The organism is Pontiella desulfatans (assembly GCF_900890425.1).
Taxonomy (GTDB): domain Bacteria; phylum Verrucomicrobiota; class Kiritimatiellia; order Kiritimatiellales; family Pontiellaceae; genus Pontiella; species Pontiella desulfatans.
This window is the reverse complement of the sequence record NZ_CAAHFG010000001.1, coordinates 1,903,465-1,927,056: the sequence shown is the minus strand read 5'-3', so window position 1 is coordinate 1,927,056 and position 23,592 is coordinate 1,903,465. Positions and strand designations below refer to the sequence as shown.

Annotated in this window: 18 protein-coding genes; 5 read left to right on the top strand and 13 right to left on the bottom strand. The window is 57.6% G+C overall.

The features are described 5' to 3' along the window. Positions 1 to 25: 25 nt before the first annotated feature. From E9954_RS07075 to E9954_RS07050, 6 genes are all read right to left on the bottom strand, one after another. Positions 26 to 1,663, bottom strand: a complete 1,638-nt coding sequence (locus tag E9954_RS07075) for an ASKHA domain-containing protein (RefSeq protein WP_136078508.1) — start codon at positions 1,661 to 1,663, stop codon at positions 26 to 28. 108 nt (positions 1,664 to 1,771) lie between these two features. Next, positions 1,772 to 2,398, bottom strand: coding sequence for a corrinoid protein (locus E9954_RS07070; protein ID WP_136078507.1), 627 nt, complete (start codon positions 2,396 to 2,398; stop codon positions 1,772 to 1,774). Positions 2,399 to 2,598: 200 nt separating this feature from the next. Continuing rightward, positions 2,599 to 4,362 carry a formate--tetrahydrofolate ligase gene (locus E9954_RS07065; protein WP_136078506.1) on the bottom strand — a complete coding sequence of 588 codons (1,764 nt, stop codon included), beginning with the start codon at positions 4,360 to 4,362 and terminating at the stop codon, positions 2,599 to 2,601. Between the two features lie 103 nt (positions 4,363 to 4,465). Beyond that, positions 4,466 to 5,302 (bottom strand): formate/nitrite transporter family protein, encoded by an 837-nt coding sequence (locus E9954_RS07060; RefSeq protein ID WP_136078505.1) that lies wholly within the window; start codon positions 5,300 to 5,302, stop codon positions 4,466 to 4,468. Between the two features lie 20 nt (positions 5,303 to 5,322). After that, positions 5,323 to 7,749 (bottom strand): methylenetetrahydrofolate reductase C-terminal domain-containing protein, encoded by a 2,427-nt coding sequence (locus tag E9954_RS07055; protein WP_136078504.1) that lies wholly within the window; start codon positions 7,747 to 7,749, stop codon positions 5,323 to 5,325. Positions 7,750 to 8,096: 347 nt separating this feature from the next. Next, positions 8,097 to 9,017: a bifunctional 5,10-methylenetetrahydrofolate dehydrogenase/5,10-methenyltetrahydrofolate cyclohydrolase gene (locus E9954_RS07050; RefSeq protein ID WP_136078503.1), complete on the bottom strand. Its 921-nt coding sequence runs from the start codon at positions 9,015 to 9,017 to the stop codon at positions 8,097 to 8,099. A gap of 157 nt (positions 9,018 to 9,174) precedes the next feature. Here E9954_RS07050 and E9954_RS07045 point away from each other — a divergent pair, with 157 nt between their 5' ends. After that, complete coding sequence (locus E9954_RS07045; protein ID WP_136078502.1) at positions 9,175 to 10,383, top strand: helix-turn-helix domain-containing protein; 1,209 nt, start codon at positions 9,175 to 9,177, stop codon at positions 10,381 to 10,383. A 21-nt stretch (positions 10,384 to 10,404) separates the two neighbouring features. On the opposite strand, the gene E9954_RS07040 is transcribed toward E9954_RS07045, so the two are convergent. After that, complete coding sequence (locus E9954_RS07040; protein ID WP_168442049.1) at positions 10,405 to 11,379, bottom strand: glycosyltransferase family 9 protein; 975 nt, start codon at positions 11,377 to 11,379, stop codon at positions 10,405 to 10,407. 107 nt (positions 11,380 to 11,486) lie between these two features. Then, positions 11,487 to 12,317 (bottom strand): alpha/beta hydrolase, encoded by an 831-nt coding sequence (locus tag E9954_RS07035; RefSeq protein ID WP_136078500.1) that lies wholly within the window; start codon positions 12,315 to 12,317, stop codon positions 11,487 to 11,489. Between the two features lie 127 nt (positions 12,318 to 12,444). Between E9954_RS07035 and E9954_RS07030 the strand changes: the two genes are divergently transcribed. Then, positions 12,445 to 13,686 (top strand): mechanosensitive ion channel family protein, encoded by a 1,242-nt coding sequence (locus E9954_RS07030; RefSeq protein WP_136078499.1) that lies wholly within the window; start codon positions 12,445 to 12,447, stop codon positions 13,684 to 13,686. 57 nt (positions 13,687 to 13,743) lie between these two features. Here E9954_RS07030 and galE read toward each other — a convergent pair whose 3' ends face one another. Next, positions 13,744 to 14,715 carry a UDP-glucose 4-epimerase GalE gene (gene galE, locus E9954_RS07025; protein WP_136078498.1) on the bottom strand — a complete coding sequence of 324 codons (972 nt, stop codon included), beginning with the start codon at positions 14,713 to 14,715 and terminating at the stop codon, positions 13,744 to 13,746. A gap of 51 nt (positions 14,716 to 14,766) precedes the next feature. Further along, positions 14,767 to 15,933: a galactokinase gene (galK, locus tag E9954_RS07020; RefSeq protein ID WP_136078497.1), complete on the bottom strand. Its 1,167-nt coding sequence runs from the start codon at positions 15,931 to 15,933 to the stop codon at positions 14,767 to 14,769. Positions 15,934 to 16,067: 134 nt separating this feature from the next. Between galK and E9954_RS07015 the strand changes: the two genes are divergently transcribed. After that, positions 16,068 to 16,898 (top strand): helix-turn-helix transcriptional regulator, encoded by an 831-nt coding sequence (locus tag E9954_RS07015; RefSeq protein WP_168442048.1) that lies wholly within the window; start codon positions 16,068 to 16,070, stop codon positions 16,896 to 16,898. A gap of 8 nt (positions 16,899 to 16,906) precedes the next feature. Continuing rightward, on the top strand, positions 16,907 to 18,148 hold the full coding sequence (locus E9954_RS07010) for an esterase/lipase family protein (protein WP_168442047.1): 1,242 nt from the start codon (positions 16,907 to 16,909) through the stop codon (positions 18,146 to 18,148). Here the strand turns inward: E9954_RS07010 and E9954_RS07005 are convergent. Both E9954_RS07005 and E9954_RS07000 read right to left on the bottom strand, forming a co-directional pair. After that, positions 18,145 to 18,915: a TrmH family RNA methyltransferase gene (locus tag E9954_RS07005; protein ID WP_136078494.1), complete on the bottom strand. Its 771-nt coding sequence runs from the start codon at positions 18,913 to 18,915 to the stop codon at positions 18,145 to 18,147. The genes E9954_RS07010 and E9954_RS07005 overlap by 4 nt on opposite strands. Then, on the bottom strand, positions 18,912 to 19,544 hold the full coding sequence (locus tag E9954_RS07000; RefSeq protein WP_136078493.1) for a 3'-5' exonuclease: 633 nt from the start codon (positions 19,542 to 19,544) through the stop codon (positions 18,912 to 18,914). Before E9954_RS07000 ends, E9954_RS07005 begins: the two co-directional genes overlap by 4 nt. Positions 19,545 to 19,606: 62 nt before the next feature. On the opposite strand from E9954_RS07000, the gene murB reads away from it, so the two are divergent. Further along, positions 19,607 to 20,542, top strand: a complete 936-nt coding sequence (gene murB / locus E9954_RS06995; RefSeq protein WP_136078492.1) for a UDP-N-acetylmuramate dehydrogenase — start codon at positions 19,607 to 19,609, stop codon at positions 20,540 to 20,542. Between the two features lie 494 nt (positions 20,543 to 21,036). Here murB and E9954_RS06990 read toward each other — a convergent pair whose 3' ends face one another. Then, a complete protein-coding gene (locus tag E9954_RS06990) occupies positions 21,037 to 23,508 on the bottom strand; it encodes a glycogen/starch/alpha-glucan phosphorylase (protein WP_136078491.1) in 2,472 nt (823 codons plus the stop codon). Between the last annotated feature and the right edge of the window lie 84 nt (positions 23,509 to 23,592).

The following is a 23,592-nucleotide window of genomic DNA, read 5'->3' as shown; positions in this document are numbered from 1 at the left end:
CTTGGTGCTCTTCGTGTCTTTGTGGTTAATATGTCACGTTAGGGAAGTCGTCGGTTTCGAGGTTGGGGATGGCGAGGGCCTCCTGGAAGTGGTTGGTGAAATGGTCGGTCTGGTTGAGGGTCACGATTTCGGGTTTATCGATCAAGTCCAGGTAGTGCTGCATGGTGTCCTGATCAAGGAGTGCGAGGGCGGCACCGGCAAGGGAGCCGTTTCCGATCACTTCATAGTGGTCGAGCGGGAGGTCGGGAAGCAAGCCGATGCAAATGGCGTTTTCGAGGTTGATGTGTTTTGCGAAACCGCCCGCAAGAACCAGGTGGTCGATTTCCTGCACGGTCTTGCCAAGTTCCGCCAGTAGCGACTTTAGTCCGCCATAAATGGCCGCCTTGGCTTTTAGGATTTCGGCAATGTCGCCCTCGGTGACAGTGATTGATTCGCCGGTCGCCGAGAGTTCCGGGGCCACGAGCATGCAGGCATGCATGCCGCAGACCTTTTCATAGCGTTGTTGTTTTTTCAAAAGATCAATGTCAAAACGGCCCATCATATTGATGAGCCCGCACCGGAAACCGTCGGCAATGAAGTCGATGATGGCGGAGCCGCAAATCCCCATCGGGTTGGGTTCGCCAATAACGGTTAGTTCGAAATCGAGGTTTTCATCATATTTGATGGTATCGATCGCCCGGCTGGCGGCCCGGGCCCCATGCAGAAGTCCGGCACCTTCAAAGGCGGGGCCCGCCGCAGTGGCGCAGGCGGTCATTTTTCCATCCAAGCTGGCAACCATTTCCCCGTTGGTTCCAATGTCGATCAGTACGGATAACTCCCTAGGAGGGGCGGGCGGGGAAACATGAAGGTCGGATGTGATGTCGCCACCGACATAGCCGGAAATGGCCGGGACGGCTACGACCACGGCGCCGGGATGGGTGTCGATGCCTAGTTCGCCGGCCGTGCTTTCGAAGGTGCGGCTGACCGGTTTGAACGGAATGGTTCCGATGCTGACCGGCGATACGCCGAAGAAAATATGCATCATCACCGTATTGCCGGAAATGGCGAGGTGAACAATGTCGTTGCCGTCGGCTTGGGTGCCGGCGCAAAGCTTGTGGATGAGCGGATTGAGCGTGTGGTCGATCACCAATGCCCGCAGTGCCTCGAGCTGCCCCTCGGTATTGCAGAGCGAAATGCGGGAGACCACATCGTCGGCCTTTAGGATTTGCTGGTTGTAGAGCGATTCACGACTGAGCACTTTTCCGGTCGAGAGATCAATGAGGGCGGCCACCACGGTGGTGGTTCCAATATCGACCGCAACGCCATATCCTTCCTTGAAGCGCGGGTTGAAGTTGTGGGGTGGAATATCCATTTCGTCGGCGATGCGGGCACCGTCGAACGAGATGACGGAGTTTCGCGGAAGGAAGATTTCAGCGGCGTCGCCTAGAACGCGGGTCTGGCAGGAGAGCACCTCCCTGCGTTGTTCCGCGGCAACTTTAATCTCTTCCTGGAAGACGCGGTAGTGGCCTTCGCCCAGCTGCACGTTGCAGCTCGCGCAGGAGCCGTGTCCCCCGCATTTTGCATCAATGTGCCACCCCGCCACCCGAGCCAGTTCGAGAACCAATTGTTCACCGGTGTTTTCGACCTCAACCGTTCGGCCTTCAAAATGAATGCTTACTGCCATGCTTGCCTTGCTCCTGGTCGGAATGTCAAAAGGTCGAAAGTCTGAAAGCCGCCCTTGCGCGGCGAGCTAAAAGACCTTCGACCTTCAGACGGGCGACTTTAGACCGCTTTATGCCGCAATGCCGAGAATGGCCTTGGCGGCATGAACGGCGGTGTTTGCATCGTCGGAATATCCGTCGGCGCCGATTTCGTTGGCATAGTCCTGGGTGACCGGTGCGCCACCGATCAGCACCTTGGCACCGGAACCTTCCAGTCCGGCCACGACTTCCTTCATGTAGGGCATGGTGGTGGTGAGCAGGGCACTAAGCATCACGCACTGTGCGCCGTTGCCCACGGCTTCCTTGTATTTATCGACATCGCAATCAACGCCCAGATCCATCACTTCGAATCCCGCTCCCTTGAGCATCATGGCAACCAGGTTCTTGCCGATGTCGTGGAGGTCGCCCTTGACGGTTCCGATGGCCACCTTCCCGATCGGCTTGTGGCCGGCTTCCTGGAGCAACGGATCCAGCAGGTCGAGGCCGGCCTGCATGGCGCGGGCGGCAATCAGCATTTCCGGCACATAGGCTTCGTTGCGCGAAAAGCGATCGCCGATTTCCGCCATGGCCGGAACCATGGATTCCATCAGGATGCTTTCAACATTCGTGCCCGCATCGATTTCCGTTTGCACCAAGGCGGCAACGTCTTTGCGCTTTCCCTTCAGCACTGCTTCAAACAACTCTTCGTTTCTTGCCATGTCCTCATCCCTCGTGGTTGGTTAACTACAAAATTACATGATGCTTTTTTAGCCATCTATTGCAATGGAGAATAGAACGATTGCGCTAAAACATGGAACGATCTTGCTGTAATTGACATCCCGCCTTATATTCCCACGAAATAAACTACTCATAAATGGCTTAAAACGTCGGGTTTAGGCAGATGCCCTGCGCCGGTAAATTAAAACAATCCTGTCACCTTTCCTGTATCGACATCGACGTCGATTTTGCGGAACCCCGGATTGGATCCGGTGCCCGGAAGCAGTTTGATCGCACCGGCAACCGGCACCACGAACCCGGCGCCCTTATAGATGAGCACATCGCGGATCGGCAGGATCCATCCCTTGGGCGCGCCCTTGAGGTCGGGATCGTGCGACAGACTCAGATGGGTCTTCACCATGCACATGCCCATTTTCGAGACATCCGGATCGGCCTGGAAGAGATTGATCTTTTCTTCGGCTTCGTCCGACCACTCCACGCCGTCCGCGCCATAGATTTCGGTGGCAATCTTTTCAACTCGATCCTTGAGTGGAAGGTCGAGGTTGTAGAGATGGGCAAAGGCATGCTCTTCTTCGCAGGCGGCCACCACGGCTTGCGCCAACTCAACCGCCCCTTCACCGCCCTTGAGCCAATGCTCGGAAACCGCGCAACGCGCACCGTTGGCCTCGGAGATTTTGCGAACCAGCTCGTGCTCGGCCGGTGTGTCGGTGTAAAAACCATTGATGCAAACCACGGGGGTGGCGCCGCTCTTCTTCACGATCTCGATATGGGCAATCAGGTTGGAGCATCCAGCCTCGAGCAGCTCGAGGTCTTCGTCGGTATAGGCCGCATCGAGTGGTTTGCCCGGTTTAACCTCCGGACCGCCGCCGTGCATCTTGAGCGCGCGTACGGTGGCAACAATCACGACCGCATCGGGCTTGAGTCCGGAATAACGGCACTTGAGGTTCCAGAATTTTTCATAGCCAATGTCGGCGCCAAAGCCACTCTCGGTGATGAGATAATCGCCCATGCGTGTTCCCAGCATGTCGGCAATCACCGAACTCTGGCCAATGGCAATGTTGGCAAACGGGCCGGCATGCACCAACACCGGATTGCCTTCGATGGTCTGCACCAGGGTGGGGTTGATGGCCTCGAGCATAATGGCCGTCATGGCGCCATCGACTTCGAGGTCGGCGGTGGTGACTTCCGCGCCGGAGCGGCTGTAGGCCACGACCATCCGGCCGATGCGTTCGCGTAGATCCCTGAGGCTGCTGGCGACGGCAAGGATGGCCATGATTTCGCTGGAGACCGTGATCTGGAATCCCGATTCCATTTCGTAGCCGTCCATAGGGCCTCCCTTGCCGATGGTAATATTGCGCAGCGATTGCGCACAAAAATCCATGGCCCATTTCATCTGCACGCGATCGGGATCGATATCAAGGCGAGGGATCCCGATTTGGGCCAGGCGCTCGTCGTCGTAGTTGTTTTCGTGCTGCATACGGGCGGTGAGCGCCACCATGCAGAGGTTATGCGCGTTGGTGATGGCATCGATATCGCCGGTGAGACCCAGCGAGAAGGGGGCCAGCGGGATGCACTGCGCCAGGCCTCCGCCGGCGGCGGAGCCCTTGATGTTGAAGGTCGGGCCGCCGCTAGGCTGCCGGATGGCGCCGACGGGTTTCTTTCCAATCTTGGCCAGGCCTTCCACCAACCCCATAGTTGTGGTGGTCTTTCCTTCGCCGAGCGGGGTGGGGCTGATGGCGGTTACATCGACATACTTTCCCGGAACAAGATCCTTCACGCGGTTCCAGGTCGTGTTGTAGTCGATCTTGGCGACATTGCGTCCCATGGGGATCAGCTCGCCTTCCTGCAGTCCGAGTTTGGCTGCAATTTCCTGGATGGGTTTAATGTTTTGTTCTGCCGCCTCGGCAATTTGCCAGTCGGCCATCTGGGTCGGGTCTAGTTTCATGAATGGTTCTCCTTTTGAAAAGAGCTTTTTTACCACGGAGGCACGGAGGCACGGAGCGGAAATTTAAAAACTCTGTGGCTCGGTGCTCTCTGTGGTGGAAATATCAGTCGGTCGGTTTGCGAAGATAGAGGATCCAATAGATGGTTCCCACAAAGATCGCCCCGCCGATCATATTGCCGAGGGTGACCGGAAGCAGGTTCCCGAGCAGGAACCCTTGCATGGTCAGGTGGGTTAGGTCGGCGCCGCCCAGCAGGCCGACGATGTTCGGATTGCTCTTGAGCATCAGGCCGGCGGGGATGAAATACATATTGGCGATCGAGTGCTCGAAGCCCATGGCAACAAAGGCGGTGATCGGGAAAATGATCGAAAGGATCTTGTCGGCGACGGAGCGGCTACTGTAGCAGAGCCAGATCGCCAGGCAGACGAGAATGTTGCAAAGCATTCCGCTGGCAAACGCCTGCACAAAGGTGAGGTTCACCTTGGCGTTGGCAATGGACAGCGCCTTGGCGCCGACCGCGCCGCCGTTGCCCAGCCAGTGGCCGCTGAAATGCACCAGTAGCAGGATGGCCAGCGCCCCGGCGAGGTTTCCAAGAAAGACAAACAGCCATCCCTTCAGCATCTTGCCCACCTTCACCTTGCCGGTAAAGCAACCCATCACCACCAGCGTGTCGCCGGTAAACAGGTCGGCCCCCGCAATAATGACGAGGATCAGGCCGAGCGAGAAGGTCATGCCGCCGATCAGTTTTGTGAGGCCAACCCCCAGCTCCATATCGTGAACGACGTGCGTGAAAAACGCCGCACCGAATGCAATGAACGAACCGGCCTGCACCGCAAGGAAAAAGGCACTGACCATATCGCGGTTGGCCTTGCGGATGGCCGAAGCCTCGGCACGTTTCGCCATCTGCGACGGCACATAGGCATCGTTGGTTTCATCTGTCATCGGAACTCCCCTAAAAAAATCTATTTCCTCAAACTATCGCAAAACTCGCCCATGAGCTCAACAGCATCGTTGGTCTTGTCCATGTCGCCGTCCATGGCGGCATAGGCGGAGACCAGCTCGACCAGCTTCGGATCGGCAGGCGTGGTGCCGTATTTGTGGGCGGCGTTGACGATGCCGGCATCGAGGCCGCATTCCATCGCTTTCTCCACATAGGCCCGGCAGATGCCGATCTTTCGCCCGGGGAGGTCGCGGCAGCAGTTGCTTACCCCCATGGAAAAATGCACGCCCTTCATGCCCGGATCGGCCTTGATGGCCTTGATGGTTTCGAATGCGCGGTAGGTATAGCCCGCAACACCCGGCATCATCGGCATGTCGATGGCAAGCGGAAAGACGGTGGTATCGAAAAAGATCTCATCCGGCTTGAATCCGGCCTGCATCGCCTTGCCGAAGATTTCCTTTGCCAGGCCAACGAGATCCTCGACGGACTGCGCGGTGCCGGCGTTGGCGGAATCTTCATCAATAAGCATTCCGATGAAGGAAAAACCGTATTCTTTTCTCAACGGCATCATGTGGTCGGCGGTGTAGGTCTTGATCGAGTTGACCAGCGGGGGCTTCACGGGATCGGTCGTGTTGTACCACGCCTTGAGGCCCGCGATCAGGACGTTGTCGTCGGAGCTGTCGATGCAGGCCGGAACACCCTTGCCCCATTGGCGGACGAGCTTGACGTATTCCACCATGATCTTCGCCGCAAGCGCGGGGTCGGTGTCGCCGAAATCATCGACGTTGATGGCGATATAATCGGCGCCCTCCGTAGCCTGGTTTTCCACGAGCGCCCGCATGTAGTCGAGCTGCGGACTCGCGTTTTCGTAGGCGCCTTCGCCGAGGGCGTGCAGCTCGCGCATGACCGCGCCGTGTTTCGGGATGGAGGCGTGGATGTCTTCGCCTATGGTGATGATTGCGTTTTTCATGGTGTGGTCCCTTCCGAATAGATAGTTAAGGATTGAAGAGGTGTGTTCAAGCGAGGGGTTGCGCGGATTGTTGATGGTTTTGCGAAGGCGGTCGAGCCCGCCCGGATGCGCCTTCGCGGCGCGGTAGATCTGTTCACCGCGGCAGACCAAACCCTCCTCGTTGCCGCAGGTGCCGTCCACATTCGCGTCGCCGCATGGGGCGTTCGCCAACCCCTTGGCGCAACCGCCCATGGTGCAGTAGCCAAAGTTTTCGAACAGGTGGCAGTCGCCACACTCCTCGCAATCGAAGGCCGCATGTTTAATGGCGCGTTCCATGGCGAACACGGACTTGCAGGCGAGCCCATTCGGATTGCCCTTGCCCAGCATTTTCCTGAAGGCATGGAACCCCTTGTGTCCGGGGTCGAGCAGGGCGCTGTGCATGAAGTCGAAGCATCGATCGTGCAACGTCGGCTTTCCGGGGGCAAGCGTGGTGCGGATGCCTTCCTCATTGTAGAGGTAGAAGGCCTGTTCCGGAGGCCAGCAAAGGTTGTCGCGGAACTCGACCCACCCATCGCCTACCTCGGCGGCACGCCGCAGAATGCGAATGAATGTGGCATGGTCGTGTACACCACCAAGGTCGATGCCGGCATACCCCATGGTCTTGTACATGGCCACCTGTTGCGCGCAGCGGTCGATGTGCCCATCGAGGTTTTCGGATTGCAGTTGCGCAAGCAATGCATTGCTCACAAAGCATCCGGGTAGTTTCCCGGTGTTCATCAAGCGCGGGGCGGCATTGGTGGTGGTGAGGAAGTAGGCGTTGCCGAGCACCGGAACATTCAGGCCGACATCCTCCATGTAGCACTTTAGCTCGCGAGACTTTTTCCAGTCCCAACCCACTTGGGAGATGAAATAGCGGGCACCGCTGGCCACCTTTTTTTCCAACTTGAAATATTGCTGCATTTGCGAGGGCTCGGTGTACTTGAACGGCGAAACCGCCGCGCCGGCAAAAAACGGACGAGCCCGGGCGGGGTCGGCATGACTGCCTTTGAGCAACTCGTTGCGGTTGGTTTCGGAAACCAGTTGCAAAAGGCCGACGGCTTCAAGTTCGAAAACGCCCTTCGAGGAAACCGGCTTGTCGCCGGTCAGCGCCAGTACGCTTTGGACGCCGCGCTGCCGGTAGCCGACCAGGGCGGAGTTGAGCGCCGCCTTGTTGTGATCCTTGCAACTCATGTGCGGAATAAAGTCGAGGTTGTCCAGCAGGTCGGTGGGGGCCAGTTGCGCAAGCACGTCCGAGGGATCGAGATTCGACACCCCGCCTGGATTCTGGGGCAGGGCAATGCCCGCAAAGTCGAATCCGTCGGGAATCTCGCTCCCTCCCGAAGCCTTATGCGCTTCAAGGAACGCGAAGATCGGTTCCATGCTGCAACCCGCCCCCGAAGTGAGCTCCGCGATCACGGTGAAGGAACTGCTGTCTGCCAAGCTGTCTTTAAGTCGTTTCATGCCATTCGCCTTTTCCAATGTTGGAAAAGGTTGGCACGGAACGCCCAATCCCGGATAGCAACATAGCTGATTAAAATGGTCGGATATTGCTATATCAGATCGCTTAAGAGCAAATAATCAGCCGATTCGGAGCTTAGATAGGGACGATATTGCCGTTTGGAATAAATGGCCAACCCCACATCCGGACGGAAAAAGTGACGGCCGTCACTTTTTCCGTCCGGAACGGGAGGGGCTAAACATGGGCACAAAACCAATGGGAATGTAATGCGCCGCAACGTTTCCGGGGCGCGCATTTGCGCTGGGAAATCCCGTGCAAACATAATGGGGGCTTGAATCGGTGTGCGGTGTTAGATGGGGCGATATTGCCGTTCGACGGGAGCTCCGCCACGGAAGTGGAGATGGTAGTGTTCCTGCAGGCGCTGGGCGGCGGTGACGGTGTTGCGCATCAGCGTGGCCAGCGTTACGGGGCCAACTCCGCCCGGGACGGGCGTGATCCATCCTGCGGTTTTCAGGCAGGATTCATAGTCGGCATCGCCCACCACCTTGGATTTTCCGTCCTCGGTTTCGATCACGTTGATGCCGATATCAATGACCACGGCTCCGGGTTTGATCATGTCGCCGGTGAGCAGGCCGGCCTTGCCAACGGCCACAAAGACCGCATCGGCGCGGCGGGAGTGCACGGTCACTTCGCGGGTCATATGGTGGCAGACGGTCACGGTTGCGCCTTCGGCCATCAATAGGAAGGCAATGGGTTTTCCGACAATCTCGGAATGGCCGATCACGCAAGCCTCAAGACCTTCGAGTTTGAGTCCGGTGCTTTTCAGAAGTTCAACGGATGCCACGGCAGTGCATGGGCCGAGCATTAGATCGCCGTAGACAATGTTGCCGATGGAGCGGGGGTGCATACCCTCGACATCCTTCATGGGGTGGATGGTTTCCTGCAAGGCCTTGATTGGAATGTGTTCGGGGACGGGACGCTGGAGAATGATGCCGGTGACGGAGGGGTCGACATTCAAATGCATGATCGCGGCGGTTACTTCCTCGAGCGAGATGTCGGCAGGATAGTGGCGCTCCACGAATTCGATGTCCACCTTTTCGGCGTTGCGTTTCTGGTTGCGGATGTAGAGGTCGACCGAGTCGTTTTGCCCCACCTTGATTGAAACGAGTTTGGGGAACCAGTTTTCCTTTTTTAGGGCAACAACATCCTTGCGGATTTGTTCGAGCAGCTTGTCCGCGACTTCGCGACCGTTGATGTTTGAATGCGGCATGTTCCGTCTCCCTTGATCCTTTGGTTATTAAACTGAAGGTAGTGTAGCGACCTTTCGGGGGATAGGAAAGTTTTTCGGTTGTATGTTGCATTCTTGCTGGAAGAGAGTGTAGAAACTGGTTTTCACGCTGATCTGGAAGGGTTTTGGTGTTCATCCTATGTCGATCTTGTCGAAAAGAATGTTTGCTTCTGTGGCGAAGGATTACCGGAACCAGTGCGGTCTCGACCTCTGCCTGTCGGATTGCGAGGGTCGGATTGCGCTTCCGGCCACCACGAGTCCCGTCGAAAATCTACCGGCCATGTGCCACCTGAGGTGGCATAACCTCAACGAAGCCGTACGCTGGGGGGAGCCGCATGTTTTCTTTGTTGCGCCGGGCATCATGAGCTGGATTGTCCCTCTGGTGGAAGGCACCGATCTAAGAGGGGGCTTGTGCGGGGGGTGCATCCTGCTGGAGGACGATCCGCAGAGCATCAACACCTCGGTGAACTATTTTGTGGGCGAGGGGGCTCGCCGCAACGATGCCCTGGCCTTTGTCCAAGGGCTCGAGGTGTTTGATCAGGCGCGGGTGCGCGAGGTCGTCGACAACCTCTACGCATCGTTCTACCAATACAGCGGGTGGAATCCGCTCGCCCTGAAGCGCAACCGCGACCAAATGCTCCAGCAGCGCCAGATTGCCGAGGAGATCCACCAGCGGAAGGTCGAGCAGAACCGGGCCTATCCCTACGACGATGAGCGCATCCTGCTCTCGCTCATCCGGGTTGGCGACCGGGCCGGGGCGCGCAAGATGTTCAACAAGATGCTGGCCGCCATGTTCCTCTATTCGCCGAAGCCGGTGGTTGTCCGCGCCCGTGCCATTGAGATGATGGGCTATCTTGTCCGAACGGCGGTGGAGGACAGCCCTTTGGCGGAACCCTTGCTGGAGCGGCATATGACCTGGATTGAACAAATTGTGGAAACCCAGGATTTCGACGACCTGTGCAATGTCCTCAGCGACGCCCTCGACGACTTCATGAACAGCATTTTCCTGCAGGGCGTCAATCCCGTCAGTCCGGCGGTCGGCAAGGCGCTCGATTATATCGCCGCAAATTATACCGAGCCGATCTCGCTGGAGGCAATTGCCGAGGCCGCCGGGTTGAGCACGTTCCGGATTGCCCACCTCTTGAAGGAGGCGACCGGCAAGACCGCCTTGCAGAACGTTCACTACCTGCGGATCCAGGAAGCGCGCCGACTGCTGGAAAAGAGCGATATGAGTTGTACCGACATTGCCTACGAAACCGGCTTCGGCGACCAGTCCTATTTCATCAAGCAGTTCCGCAAGTGGATGGGCATCACGCCGGCGAAGTACCGCAAATCCGCCCGGGGATGAACCCGCTTCGCCCGGGGTGCATCAGACGGACAATGCTTCGGCACATTTTCCGATGACGGTCTCCACGGGGATATCCGCAAAACTATCGAACCCGGTTGGATCAATCGCCCAGTCCTTGTGCAGGAAGGGATCCGCCCGGCCGGGCGAGCAATGCTTGATGAGCATCAGGGCATGCTTCCCCGTTGCAATACCGAGATGGAGGATGCCCGTGTCGCCACCGAGCACCAGTGTTGAAAGTTGCATGATTCCGGCCGTGACCAGGAAGGGGGCGGCGGCAATCACGGCGAAACCCTGCTCGCGTACGCGCTCCAGTGCGGGAAGGTCGGCGGGGCCTCCGCCAAACACAATTTGAACCCCGCGGGAACGCCAATGCCCGGCCACAGACAGGTATTTTTCCAGCGGCCAGTTTTTTTCCAGTGCACTGGTGAACGGCATGATGTAGAGCGTGGGTTTTTCCGGATCAAGTTTGTTTTCCCCGTAGAGTGCCTTTGCGGCTTCCAGCGCGGCGGGAGGAACAACGAGTTGGTTTTGCGGATTGCTGGTCTCGAGCCCGCATTGGCGCAACATTTCCAGGTTCCAGGCGGCCATATGGAAATTGTCGTTACGCCATGCACCATGCGTATAGGCCCATTTCCGGCTTTTGCGATAGACCGAACCCCAGCGCTTCGGGGCCCCCGAAAACCACGCCATCAATGCGGTTTCGCCATAGCCATGGAAATCGATCACGAGTGAGAATTTTTCGGAGCGCAGGCGCCGGAGCAGCGAAACCAACACCGGCAGGGCCTTGAGCGGGTTCCGCAATGCGGCGCGGTCGACCGCTATGACGGCGTTGATGTCGCCGAAGCCTTCAAGCAAAGGAGCGATTGATTTGCAGACCAGATAGGTGATGTGCGCATCGGGGAAATTCTTGCGCACGGCATGGACGCCGGGCAGCGTCAGCACCACATCGCCAATGGATTTCAGGCGGATGATCAATATCTTTTCCGGTTGGCTCATCTTTGATTCTCCTATGCAACCAGAAGAATCTAGACGAGACCAACGACCGAGGCAAACCGAATGCCTTCCGAGTTGGAAACCGGGAGGCGGAGACGGCTTCGGGTGCTCTATTTTTTGTTGGCTGGTTCCAGCCATTTGAGGGAGACGAAAAATTTATCGGTCTCGTTGAGCGTCTCGTTGTATTTGGCCTTGTTGAAGAATCCGTGGGCCTGGTCTGGGTAGAGATGCAGGTCGCAGCGGTCGCCATTGGCTTGCATGATCTTTTTATATTCCTGGGCGGTCGCCACGGGAATGAGATCGTCCTTGGTGCCAAGAAAGACGATGGTGGGCGGAGCGCCTTTCTTGAGGTTGTGCATGGGGGAAAAGTCCTGCCAATAGTCCTTCACGCGATCATGGCCATAGCCTTTTTCCGAGTTATCGAAGACCGGGTTGAAAAGGGCGAGTGCCTGCGGAACACAACTGACGGAGGTGTTTTCGTCGGGTTCGTTGAATTCGGTTACCGTTGCGGTTGCTGCCGCGAGGTGTCCGCCCGCGGAGCCGCCCCCGGCCGCAATGCGGTTGGGATCGATTCCGAGTTTCCCGGCATTCCTCCGAACCCAGCGCATGGCCGACTTTGCATCCATGACGCAGGCGCGCGGGTCGGTGCCATGTTGTTTTTTGGTTCGGTATTCGGCGCAGATGGCCACCATGCCACGGCTGGCCAGATGCGCCGCCTGCGGGTAGAACTGCGAGGGAGTGCCACTGTTCCAGCCTCCGCCAAAAAAGAATACGATGGCCGGACGCTGGGCCTGGGCATTGTGCTGGACCGGATTGAAGAGGTGTAGGTGGAGCTCGCCCTGCGGCGTTTCCTTATAGGGGACAACGCGGGTGGGTTTCGGCTTGTCCTCTGCAAGGGCGCAGCAGGTTAGCGTGGTGAGAAGCGCGATGATTTTGTTCATATGTTGCCTGTTTCCTTTTCCTTAAAAGTGGACTGTGCCGTTCAAGGGGGTAATGAATCAACGATATGCTGATGCAATTTCGGACATGAGCCGCTAAAGTCAGGTGTTTTAACAAGGAACCATGCATATGGAAAACTGGATCCACGAAACATTGGTGTCGATGGGAGTGGCCGCGGAGGTGGCGGACAAGCTGGCGATCATGGCATTGGCCACGCTGGTTGTGGCGGGGGCCTACTTGGTCTATTGGGTATTGCGCACCTATCTGCTGAAGCTCATCCATCGGGTCACGCTCAAAACCTCGAACAAGTGGGACGATGCCTTGATGGATTCGCGCATGTTCCACCGCATCCTCCGTCTGATTCCGCTAACCTTCATCCTCATCTGCATCGATCGTTTGGCCCCGGGGCAATTGATTGTGCTCAAGCGGATTGTTTTTGCCATCATCATTCTCATTGGCGCCCGCACGGTCGAGGCCTTCCTCAATTCGATCTCGACCGTCTACCATGCCGACACGGATTCCCACCGGAAACCGATCCGCCCGTTGTTCCAGGCCCTGCTGATCATCGTCTATCTCTTTGCCGGCATCTTCATCATTTCCGTACTGCTCAACAAATCCCCCTGGAACCTGTTTGGATTGATGGGCGGTCTCACGGCCGTCACCATGCTCGTGTTCAAGGATACCATCCTCGGCTTCGTGGCCGGCATCCAGCTGGGCGCGAACGACATGGTGCGCGAGGGCGACTGGATCGAGATGCCGAAGTATGGCGCCGACGGCGACGTTATCGAAGTGGCCGTCAACACCGTCAAGGTGCGCAACTGGGACAAGACCATCACCACGATCCCGACCTACGCGCTCATCTCCGATTCCTTCAAAAACTGGCGCGGCATGAGCGAGTCGGGCGGACGGCGCATCAAGCGCTCCATCTGCATCGACATGAATACCGTCAAGTTCGCCGACGAAAAGCTGCTGGAAAGGTTCCGCAAAATGGAGCTGCTCAAGGACTACGTCGAAAAGACCCAGCAGGCCATCGATGCCGAGAACAGCGAACGCAACATGGATCTTTCGGCAACCGTCGTCAATGGGCGCCGCCAAACCAACCTGGGCATTTTCCGCGCCTATCTCGTCAACTACCTGCACGACAACCCGAAGATCCACAAAGGCATGACCTTCCTCGTGCGCCACCTCCAACCCACCCCGCAAGGCCTGCCGATCGAAATCTATGTCTTCAGCGCCGACAAAAACTGGGTCAACTACGAGGGCATCCAGTCCGACATCTTCGACCACATCCTGGCCGCCATCCCCGAATTCGAACTTCGGGTCTACCAGCAACCCAGCGGCATCGATGTTGCATCGCTGAAAGGGTTGTAGCACAAAAAAGCCCCGCACAAGGCGGGGCGATTCTTGCCGTTTGACTTTCCGACCTCTCTAGTCTTCGTAGCCGTTCGGGTGGGCCTGGTGCCAATCCCAGGCGCTTTGCACGATTTCCTTCAGGTCGGCATGCTGCGGATCCCAGCCAAGAACGGTCTTGGCCTTGGTGGCGTCGGCCACAAGCGCGGTGCAGTCGCCGGCGCGGCGCGGCTGGACTTCCGCCGGAATCGGATGCCCGGTAACCTCGCGGCAAACATCGATGACTTCCTTCACGGTGTAGCCGTCGCCATTGCCGAGATTGAACGCACCGCCCATGCCGGGCTTGAGCGCAAGAATGTGCGCCTGGGCCAGATCCTTGATGTGGATGTAGTCGCGCACGCAGGTGCCGTCGCGCGTTTCGTAGTCTTCGCCGAAGATGAAGATTTTTTCGCGCTTGCCCTGCGGCACCTGGAGCACGAGCGGGATCAGGTGGCTTTCCGGGTTGTGCGCTTCGCCATACTTGGCAGTGGCGCCGCACGCATTGAAGTAGCGCAGGAACACGCACTCGACCCCGTGGATCTCCTGTCCCCATTTGAACATGTGTTCGCATAGCAACTTGGAATCGCCGTAGACCGATTCCGGCTTTTGCGGCAGGGTCTCGTCCATCGGGATGCGTTCCGGGGTGCCGTAGGTGGCGCAGGTGGAGGAAAAGATCAGCTTCTTGCAACCGGCCTGGATCATTGCATGCATCAGGTTGAGCGAGCCGCTCACGTTGTTTTCGTAGAAGGGCATCGGGTCAACCATGGATTCGCCGACTTCGATATAGGCCGCGAAATGGATGACGGCATCCGGGCGTTCGGCCAGCAGGGCGCTTTTGATGTCTTCCTTGTAGCGCAGGTCGCCCTGCACAAACTTGGCGCGTGGGTCGATGGCGGCCTGGTGGCCGCGTTCGAGGTTGTCGAACACAACAACATCGTGCCCTTCGTCGCAGAGCATTTCGGTGGTTACGCTGCCAATGTACCCGGCACCGCCGGCAACAAATACTTTCATGGGAATTCCTTTCGTGAGGCGTGGTTGCCACGCCCCCATCGTCATATTGAGTTATTTAACAACCATTGCACCGGCGGAAGGAATAATGATTTCCGCAGTCGGTTCAAGACCCTTCGTCTTGCTGATTTCGATGATCTTTTCGCAGATGGCATCGGCATCGGCCTGATGCACCAGGGCAACGGCGCTTCCGCCCCAGCCTCCGCCGGAGAGGCGGGCGCCGAGTGCGCCGGCTTCGCGGGCGGCGGCCACGACAATATCCAGTTCATCGCACGAGTTTTCAAACGCGGTCATGGATGTTTCGTGCGAATCGAAGAGGAACTGGCCGAAGGCTTCGAGCTTGCCTTCTTCCAGCAGTTTAACGCCTTCCTCAACGCGATGGATTTCGCCCACCACGTGCGTGGCGCGTTGGGCGGCTTCCGCATCGATCTTGCCCTTGTTGGCTTCGAAATCCTCGAACTTGATGTCGCGCAGGGCCTTCACGTCGTAGTCGACCAGCTGGTTCAGTTCGGTGGCGGCTTTTTCGCAGCTCATTCGGCGGGCGTTGTAGGGCGATTCCGCCAGGGCATGTTTCACATGCGGGTTGATCATCAGGAACACGACATCGTCGGGCAGCTTGACCGGGAAGGTTTCAAGCGTCCGGAAGTCGGAGTGGATGAGGCCGTGGTGGATGCCGTAGATGCTGGAAAACTGGTCCAGCAGGCCGCAGCTACAACCGGCGAATTCGTGTTCGGCGCGCTGGCCGATCTTGGCGATGTCGATCTTGTCGATTTCCTTTCCGGCGTAGCTCAGGACCGCATAGGCGGTGGCGACTTCAAGCGCGGCGGAGCTCGAAAGGCCGGCGCCCATCGGGATGGAACCCAGGAACGTGCAGTCGATGCCGTCCACCTCGACCCCGAATCCGCGGAGATAGTGGATGACGCCCTTCACATAGTTGGCCCACTGGACTTTTTTCTCCAGCGGTTCGGGGGTGGAGGGATCGAACTCCGTGGTTACCATGATGTCGGCGGCGGTCAGGCGGATGCCCGGTTTATCCGACTTGGAGATGCAGAAGCAGTGGCCCATGTTGATGGCACAGGAAAAGGTGGTGCCTTCGTTATAGTCGGTGTGGTTGCCCAGCACTTCGATTCGGCCTGGGGCATAGGAAACGGTGGTTGGCTCGGTGCCATAGGTTTCGGTGTGCTTGGCGATGGCTTCTGCTGTTACTTTCTCATCGTACATGGGTTGGTTCCTCCTTGGTCTGGTTTATGAGTCTGAAAATATAGGGGGAAGAGCAAATCCTTACCATAGTATAAACCGGCAAAGGCATGGACAAATCGCGCAGAATGTGATTTTTTGTCCACATGCTAGAGTCCATGCACCACACCATAAGCCAAAAGGTATCGGAGATATTCGATCTCTATACCGAGCTGCACGACATCCGGATTTCCCTCTTTGGGCCCGATGGAAAATTGATCTACCCCGACTCGGTCGGCCGCCCCAATTGCCCGCACTGCATCATGTTGCGGGAAACGCTGGGCCTTGATTCGAAATGTCGCGACCTCGACCACGAAATGATGCAGGCGGCGCTGGGGAAGGGGGAAATGGTAACCTACACCTGCCACGCCGGCATGACGGAGGCGGTGGTTCCTTTGTTTGTTGACGAGGAGTTGGTTGGGTTTGTCATGCCCGGCCAATTCCGTAGCCAGGCCAAGGCACCGCCCATCTCGCCCTATGCCTCGAAATGGCGGGACGAACATGGCGATGACGCGCTGCAGGCCGAATATGAAAAGACGCCGGTTTATCGCGAGGAAAAGATCGAAACCCTCCTCTCCATGTTTCAACTGCTCATGGAATTCATTATCAGCAACCAACTGATCCACCACAAGGATTACGACCTGATCCAACCGGTCATCGAGCACATCCAGGACGCGCCGAATCAGGAATTAACGCTGGAACTGGCCTCCAAAATGGTGGGGCGCAGTCCATCGACCGTTTCGCGGTTGTTCAAGAAGGTGACGGGGCGCAGCTTCAAGCAATACCAGGTGACCTATCGGCTGGATCTCGCCGCCGCCCGGCTCAAGGCCAAGCCCAACCATCCCGTGGCAGAGATCGCGCTCGCGGTCGGCTACGACGATCCACTCTATTTTTCCCGGGTCTTCCGCAAGCAATTCAACTGTTCGCCATCGGAATATCGAAACCAATGAGGTCGAAAATGAAGCATTCCTATCTTGGGTTGGCCGCACTCATGCTGTTGCTCAACGGGTGCACACTACTAAAGCTCAAGCAGGATTTGAATATGCTGGAGCAGCAGCGGACGATTGGCGGCACGGTGGTCTGCGATCATCCGGTCACCGATAGCGTCGTTGTTGTCTTGTGGGCACTGGACGAGTCCGGAACGAGTGGCTATTGGCTTTCCAGGTGCGGCATGGAGTTTTCATTCATGCGCGACTCCGGTCGCTACTACCTGATGGCCTACGCCGACGCCAACGAAGACGGCCGCTATCAGGAAACGGAATATGCCGGGATATTCGGGAACGGAAAAGCGATCGACCTTTCTGCCGACTCAACCACCGATGGGCTTGAACTCCGCCTGCTGCCGCCCGGCCAGGCCAAGATTCCGTCCCATGTGAAGCAGACTCCCCGGGAGGAGGTCGATGCCAAGTTTGCCCTGCGCAACAGCCAACTCGGCGAATTGACGACCATGGATAATCCTTTGTTTACCGATGCCAATGGTTCGCTCGGCCTTTGGACGCCGGTGCGGTTCATTGAACAGTTCGGCATTAAGGTCTATTTCCTGGAACCCTACGCTCCGGAAAAGATTCCGGTCTTGTTCATCCATGGTTCCAGCGGGCACCCCGGAATCTGGAAACCCGTGGTTGAAAACCTGGATCCGGAAAAATACCAGCCGTGGCTCGCCTTCTATCCCTCCGGCATGCGACTCGACACACTGGGTAAGGGCTATGCCGGATTTATCGACGAGCTCCGGCTGAAGCATGGGTTTGGGCAAATCCATGTGGTGGGCCACAGCATGGGCGGCCTGGTGGCGCGCTCCATGGTCCAGCACTACGCGCGGCTGAGCAACCGTGCACGGATCCCGATGTTCGTTACATTCGCCACGCCCTGGGAAGGCCATTCCGGGGCCAGGGCCGGCGTGCGCTATGCCCCCGACGTTGTTCCTTGCTGGTACGACATGGTGCCCGGAAGCGCGTTCCTGCGGAATTTGGAGGAACAGCCCTTGCCGGCGGAAACCGGGCATCATCTCTTCTTCGCCTACCGCGGCAAGGCTACCCTCGCCATGAAGCACGTCAACAACGATGGCGTCGTGACCCTTCGTTCCCAGCTCAGCTCCCGAATACAGGCTGGGGCAACCCGCGTGGTGGGCATCGATGCCGACCACGTTGAAATCCTGTCGGCACCGGAATCGCTGAAGACCATGGACCGGCTCTTCGATTAGGCGTTCCGCAGGTGAAACATGCAAACGCTGCCCGCAATGGCGGCGTTGAGTGATTCGCACTCCTTGGCCAGGGGGATCGTGATTTTTCGGGTGGCTCGCTGCATCAGGTTGCCGGATACACCGTGGGCTTCGGAACCGATGACCAATACGTTTTTTCTGCCGAACGCCGTTTCGTAAAGGCTGTTGCCGCCCAGACCGGTCGTCACGCACAGGTCGTAGCCATGCTCCAGCAACTCGGAAACCTCTTTATCGCCAATGTGCCACAGGTTTGAAAAGGCAAACGTGCCCATCGTGGAGCGGATCACCTTGGGGTTGAATGGCTCGACGCAGTCGCCGTAAAGCAGGATGCCGTCGAACCCTGCACCGACGGCGGAACGGATGAGGGTTCCAAGGTTGCCGGGATCCCGCAGGTTGTCGAGCAGCAGATAGTTCCCGGTGTCCGGGAAAAACTCGAACGGATAGGGGGTGTGGCGGACAACACCAAGAATGCCCTGCGCGTTGCGGACGTCCGATACCTTTTCGAACAGATGCTCCGGCAATTGAATCGTTTCGATGGCTTCTGGAAGTTGCGCTGTCGAATCCCAGCCGGAAGAAACCACGAGCTGCTCCAGGGTATAGCCCCGGCTCTCGTGCTCCAGCAGGGTTTTGATGCCGCGCCATCCCTCAATGATGAAGGTGCCGCTCTCCTGCCGCGCCTTTTTCGACGAGGCCAACGCACGTAGCTCCTTAACCAATGGATTGGTGGAAGATGTGATTTCGCGGATCATTTTTTTCTGCTCCCATCAAAATGGTAGGTGCCATTGGCCGTGGTTTTGATTTGCTCCAGGGTAACCGAGGGCCGGGCCTCGATGCCGCGCTTCAGGATATGCAGCAGCGTGGCGGAATCGTCCTCCGCCCGATGCGCGACCGAGACCGGAATGCCCAGATGCTTGGCCAGTTCCCCAAGCTTGTGCGACGGGGCATCGGGAAACCAACGGCGAAACAACGTGAGCGAGTTGAGGGTGGGGTTGGGCAGGGGCACCAGCTGGTTGCGCTTGATCTCGGCGGTCATGAAGCGGACATCGAACGAGGCGTTGTGCGCAATCAAGACCCCGTTCCCCACGAAATCCTGGAATTCTCGATAGGTCTCGGAAAAGCCCGGACAACCGGCAACCATTTCATCGGTAATGCCATGCACATGGGAATTCTTGATGGGCATGCCGGGATTGATCAGCCAGTGCGTGGACTGGATGATTTGGCCGTCCAAATATTTAACCGCGCCGATTTCCACGATGCGTTCCGAGGCCGGGCTGAACCCGGTGGTTTCGACATCGAAGGCAACAAAGCTTGTTGTGCCGACCTGCCCCCCCGCGGCGAGGGAAACCAAAATGCAGAGGATGGATATTAACTTTTTCATCTCCAGTGGTTGGAAATTAGCGGGGCGATGATTAGCATGGCGAGAAATTTGCGAAAGAATCCATGATCATAGAATCCATTATCCACCAACTCCCATCCGAAGTCCGCCTCTTGGAAAACGCCCGCCTGGGCGACTACACCACCTTCCGGTTGGGGGGAACCTGCCCGGCCCTGGTTGAATGCCCGTCCCCGGAATGCCTCGCATCGGCCGCCGGGTTGCTGGCCGCAGAAATCATCCCTTTCATCGTAATCGGGCAGGGTTCGAACCTGCTGGTCTCCGACGAAGGACTCGATTCGGTGGTGCTACGCTATTGTTCCGAAACGAATCCATCCGTGGAATTCATGGGATGCCGCGTCCGCGTTTCCGGCAACACCTTGCTCGACGACCTTGCCCGTTTGGCCATCGGGCGTGGGCTGGGCGACATCTCCTACTGCAGCGGTATTCCCGGAACGATCGGCGGTGCCATTGCCGGCAATGCCGGGGCGTTTGGGCAGCAGATCGGCGATGTGGTGGAGTCGGTGCGCCTAATGGAGCCAACGGGCGAAGTGCGGGAGGTGGAGGCCGAAAAACTCCAATTCGAATATCGCTCCTCCATGCTGAAGCAGACCGGCGCCATAATCCTCGATGCCGTACTGAAACTCAAACCGGCCGACCTCGAAACGATGCAAAACGAACGCGAACGCATCATGGAGCTACGGCGTTCGAAACACCCCGACTGGAAATCCATGCCATGCGCAGGAAGCGTCTTCCGCAATGTGGAACCCACCTCCGCCGCCGAACGTCGCCAGGCGGCCGGTTGGTTCCTGGAAGAGGCCGGCGCCAAGGATTTCCGGGTTGGCGGAGCACACCTGTTCGAAAAACACGCCAACATCATCATCGCCGATCCCGAGGCAACCGCCTCCGATGTCTTCAACCTCACCGAAAAAATGATCGCCGCCGTCCGCGAAAAATTCGGATTTGAACTCGTCCGGGAAATAAAGCTCCTCGGTCGGTTTTAGGCCCGCCTTTGCCGGCCGAAGCGCCAACATCATACTTATGCAAGTATGATATCCTCCATCGCAACCGCCATAAAAACACCTCTTCGCGGAAGAGCGTCTTGAGCTGGAAAAACAGGGCGCTGTTTCCTGCCGGGGATCCCCGCATGCACTTCCGAACCCCTCTGAATTCGACTCGGGAACAGATCGAAACCCACCACATGATGTTGCAGTTAAACTGACGGCCGTCAGCATAACTGCAACATCTGTGGGTTCTTTTCCCGCTTCGGTGAAACAAAACGGCGCGGAGCACCGTTCCACGGTCGACGCCGATAGACGCGTATGCTGCGTGCCCAGCGACGTGCGTTCCGTGGTTGAAAGTTGCGCTTTGCCGAGAATGATACCTGAAGAGATTCTGCGCACGGTTCCCGGGGGAAAAGCATTTCCGTGAAGAACCATAAAAACGCGCCGGTCGCAACAGAGGCAACCGGCGCGCATCAAACCATCTGGATTCCCGGCTAAAGGATATCCGCCGTCATGTCGACCGGGGTGCGCTCGAGATACCAAATGTCGTTGCAGTAGTCCTGGATGGACCGGTCGGAAGAGAACCAGCCCATGCGAGCTACGTTGAGGATGGCTTTTTCGGCCCATTTGGACGGTTTGGCGTATAGCTTGTCCACCTCTTCGTTGCACTTGATGTATTCCTCGTAGTCGGCGAGGTAGAAGTAAAAATCGCCATGCTCGGTGACCTCGTTGTAGAGATCCTTGAACAGGTCGGGCTGGGTGCGATCGAAGATGTTGTCGCGAATGGCTTCAAGCACCGCCTGCAGGTCTTCGGATTTATCGACGTACGACCAAGGGTTGTATCCCTTGCGGCGCAGCACGGCGAGATCCTCGGTGCGGTTGCCGAAGATGAAGATGTTGTCTTCACCCACATGCTGGGCAATCTCGATGTTGGCGCCATCCCAGGTGCCAACCGTTAGCGCTCCGTTCAGCGAGAGTTTCATGTTGCCGGTGCCGGAGGCTTCGAGGCCCGCCGTGGAAATCTGCTCGGAGATGTCGGCCGCGGGAATGATCTTTTCCGCCAGGGACACATTGTAGTCGGGCAGGAAGACCACTTTCAGGCGTCCGGCCACATCGACATCGTTGTTGATGACTTCGGCCATGGTGTTGATCAGCTTGATGACCGACTTGGCAATCAAATAGGCCGGAGCCGCCTTGGCCGCGAAGATGAAGGTCTTCGACTGGACCGTGGCCTTCGGGTTCTTCTTGATGGTGTTGTAGAGGTGGATGATATGCATCGCCTTCAGCAACTGTCGCTTGTACATGTGCAAACGCTTGATCTGGACATCGAACACCGAATCCGGGCTAACGAGGTAGCCGGTGAGTTCCTTGATGGTCTCGCATAGCTCAACCTTTTTCGCCCGCTTGATTTCCATGAAGCGTTTCTGGACCGTGCGCTTGGAGGCGGCATCCTGGAAACCTTCGAGCTTGGAGAGATCCTTCATCCACTCCTCGCCGATCTGGTCGGAGATGAGTTCGGAGAGTTCGGGGTTGGCCTTGATCAGCCAGCGGCGATGGGTGATGCCGTTGGTCACATTGGTGAATTTGCCGGGGTAGACCTTGTCGAATTCCGGCATGGTTTCGGTTTTCAGCAGTTCGGAGTGGAGCGCGGAAACCCCGTTGACCTTGCTGCTGCCAATGACGCAGAGGTTGGCCATGCGCACCTGCTTGTGCGCGCCTTCCTCGATGAGCGATACCTTGCGCATCAGCTCGCCTTCGCCCGGATGGTTGATCTCGACCTTTTGCAGGAAGCGGTGGTTGATCTCGAAGATGATCTGCATGTGGCGCGGTAGAACGCGCTGGAGCAAATCGACCGTCCATTTTTCAAGGGCCTCGGCCAGCAGGGTGTGGTTGGTGTAGCAGAAGGTGCTGGTGGTGATTTCCCAGGCCTTGTCCCACGGGATGCGCTCTTCGTCGTGCAGCACGCGCATGAGTTCGACGATCGCGAGGGTGGGGTGGGTGTCGTTCAACTGGACTACGTTCTTTTCCGCAAATTTGGTGAAATCGCTGTGGGTCTTGCGGTAGCGGCGGATGATGTCGCGCACCGAGCAGGAGGCCAGGAAATATTCCTGGATCAGGCGGAGCTCCTTGCCGGCATAGGTGTAGTCGGACGGGTACAGCACCTTGGAAACGTTTTCGGCCCAGTTCTTTTCCTCAACGGCGCGGACATAGTCGCCCTGGTTGAAGACGTCCAGCCGGAACCCTTCGGCGGGCTGCGATTTCCAGAGGCGCAACATGTTGACGGTATTCACGCCATAGCCAATGATCGGAACATCGAACGGAACGGCTTCGAACACCTGGAAGTCTTCCCAGACATCGGAAGCCCCTTTGCCGGGCTGGAAGTTTTTCTTCACGCGGCCATAGACGCAGACCGGCAAGGTGTATTCCGGGCGAACGAGTTCCCAGGGATATCCCAGTGCGAGCCATTCGTCGGGACGTTCCTTCTGCCAGCCGTTTTCGAACTCCTGGCGGAAGATGCCGTGCTCATAGCGGATGCCGTAGCCATAGGCCGGCAATTCCATGGTGGCCAGGGAGTCGAGGTAGCAGGCGGCGAGACGGCCAAGGCCGCCGTTGCCCAATCCGGCCTCCACGTCGAGTTCAAGGATTTCCTCGACGGTGATGTCCAGCTGCTTGAGCGCTTCCCGGGATTCGTTGACAATGCCAAGGGCCACGACGTTGTTGGCCAGCATTTTGCCAATCAGGTATTCCATGGAGAGATAGTTGACGCGGCGCACGTCGGTATCGAGGTATTGGCGCTGGGTGGCAATGAAGCCATCCACGGCCATGTCGCGCACGACATGGGAGAAACACATCATTTTATCGAATGTGGTGGCGGAGCGAAGATCCTTGCCTCGGCTATATTTGAGATGGAACAAGGCGCGTTCGGCCAGGGAGTCAGCGGTGATGTTATCTTTAAAATGTGCCATTTTTTTTTAAACCCTTTGTTAATCAAGTGAATCAATGGCACCTTAAGTAGCCCAGCCCCCCATGCGATGCAAGCCCCGTTGTTC